The organism is Serratia sp. 121840015-1, from assembly GCF_053627655.1.
In genome coordinates this window covers 1-2,323 of sequence record NZ_JBSEYF010000020.1, presented here as the reverse complement: position 1 = coordinate 2,323, position 2,323 = coordinate 1, and the positions used below count along the sequence as shown (strand labels likewise).

Sequence of the window (2,323 nt, the reverse complement as noted above, 5' to 3'; positions counted from 1 at the left end):
CGTTGTCCGGGCCAATCAGGTCTGGGTCACCGACATCACTTATAGTGTGCCCGGAGTTCAGGGCGAGCATGGACGCTCAAATGAACCACGAGTCTGTCTGGAATATTGAACCGGTAACTCACGATGAGAAACCCAACAATCCCACCGGGTGTGACGGTGGAGAACCTGAGCGGCAGTGACCTGCGGCATGCCCGCAGGGTGATGTAACCCGCTGACAACGGGGATTGAGGCGAGATCACTAAGCCAAGATGATCCTCAAGGTTGAGTGCTGAAAGGCTGAAGAATATGAACCCGTTAATCCGCCTCTGTGGGTTGAAAACGTCACCACGGCCTACGTGATCTGACAGGCCGTGCAGAAGTAACGGGCAGTGATACGTAAGCACTGCCCGTCGAAGGTGTTTTGATATGTATGCGAAACTCCGGGGCAGCAGCGTCTATCACACTCGCGTTGCTGACTTCTGCCAACTTGCGGCAAGCAAGGATAAAGAGTGCGACGGGCAGCCTCCTCAGTATGTCTGAGTCCAGGCAGATAAACCGGGGAAGGTCAGCGACGGATGTTAAGGAGGCATGGCTCCGATGACGCGCTGGCTGGCGGAGCTTCCGTAGTAGTCCGCGATGGGGAAAGCCCATTACATGGCGAAGGGAAGCAGTTTGAATGTGTTTGCTACGTGAATTAACTGACCTAACGAGGTGAAGACCTTTGATAATCAGCGAAATGCAACGCAAGCTTGCCACATGGGCAGCCACTGACCCGTCCCGACGGATTGAACGGCTGCTACGTCTGATAACACAACCAGAATGGCTGACTGAAGCAGCGCGGATCACGTTCTCATCAAAAGGGGCGCATACCTCTGGCGTTGATGGTGTGAATAAAGCAACGCTACAACCCAGACTGGCTGCTGAGCTACAAATACTCAGGGATGAACTTCTCTCTGGTGATTATCAGCCCCTACCAACCAGACGGGTTTACATCCCTAAAAGCAACGGCAAACAGCGACCTCTGGGTATCCCCTCGTTGCGGGATCGTATTGTTCAGCGGGCAATGCTGATGGCGATGGAGCCGATATGGGAGAGTGATTTTCATACGCTCTCGTATGGCTTTCGACCTGAGCGGAGTGTCCATCACGCGATCCGCACGGTGAAGCTACAGCTCACCGACTGTGGGGAAACACGGGGCCGCTGGGTAATTGAAGGCGATCTGTCCAGTTACTTCGACACCGTACATCATCGACTGCTGATGAAGGCCGTACGCCGTAGGATCAGCGACGCACGTTTCATGACTCTGCTGTGGAAAACCATCAAGGCGGGACATATCGATGTCGGTCTCTTTCGGGCGGCCAGTGAAGGCGTGCCGCAAGGTGGCGTAATATCGCCGTTGCTGTCGAATATCATGCTCAATGAGTTCGATCAGTATCTGCATGACCGCTACCTGAGCGGGAAAGCCAGAAAGGACCGCTGGTACTGGAATAACAGTATCCAGCTAGGCCGAAGTACCGCAGTCAGAGAAAACTGGCAATGGGAACCTGCTGTAGCGTACTGCCGGTATGCCGATGACTTCGTGCTTATTGTCAAAGGCACCAAAGCACAGGCAGAAGCCATCAGGGTGGAGTGTCGGGGCGTGCTCGAAGACAGTCTGAAACTCAAGCTGAACATGGACAAAACCAGGATCACCCATGTTAATGACGGCTTTATCTTTCTGGGTCACAGGATCATCCGCAAACGCAGTCGTTACGGCGAAATGCAGGTTGTCTCGACGATCCCGAAGGACAAAGCCAGAAACTTCGCCGCATCGCTAACAGCACTGTTATCAGGCAATTACAGTGAAAGCAAAGTTGATATGGCTGAACAACTCAACCGGAAACTGAAAGGCTGGTCTGCGTTCTACCAGTTCGTTGATTTTAAGGCCAAAGTCTTCAGTTATATTGACCGTGTCGTGTTCTGGAAGCTGGCACACTGGCTGGCCCGCAAATACCGTACTGGTATCGCTTCCCTGATGAGGTGGTGGTGTAAATCACTGAAACCGGGTCAGAGCAAAACGTGGGTTTTATTTGGTAAAACCAACCACGGCAAGCTCAGTGGCGAAATTCTGTTCCGGCTGGTAGGGCAAGGTAAGAAGCTGTTCCGCTGGCGTCTACCCGAAGGTAATCCCTATCTGAGGACGGAAACCAGAAACACGTATACATCGCGCTACACTGAAGTGGCAATGGCGTTCGCCAGCGTTTAAATGGAGAGCCGGATGCGCTGAAAGGTGCACGTCCGGTTCGGGGAGGAGAGGCAGGGAAATAGTCCGACTACGCCCTGCCTCTTACTCTACTCCGGACCT

1 protein-coding gene is annotated in these 2,323 nt (G+C 53.3%); it reads left to right on the top strand.

Annotated elements, in window-relative coordinates; all coding sequences use genetic code 11:
• The first annotated feature begins 715 nt into the window (after positions 1–715).
• Positions 716–2,224, top strand: coding sequence for a group II intron reverse transcriptase/maturase (ltrA, locus tag ACUXAC_RS26875; protein WP_342186952.1), 1,509 nt, complete (start codon positions 716–718; stop codon positions 2,222–2,224).
• Positions 2,225–2,323 lie beyond the last annotated feature (99 nt).

Excerpts from the sequence above, each read along its gene's own strand:
- ltrA (WP_342186952.1), top strand. The coding sequence starts at position 716 with ATGCAACGCAAGCTTGCCACATGGGCAGCCACTGACCCGTCCCGACGG.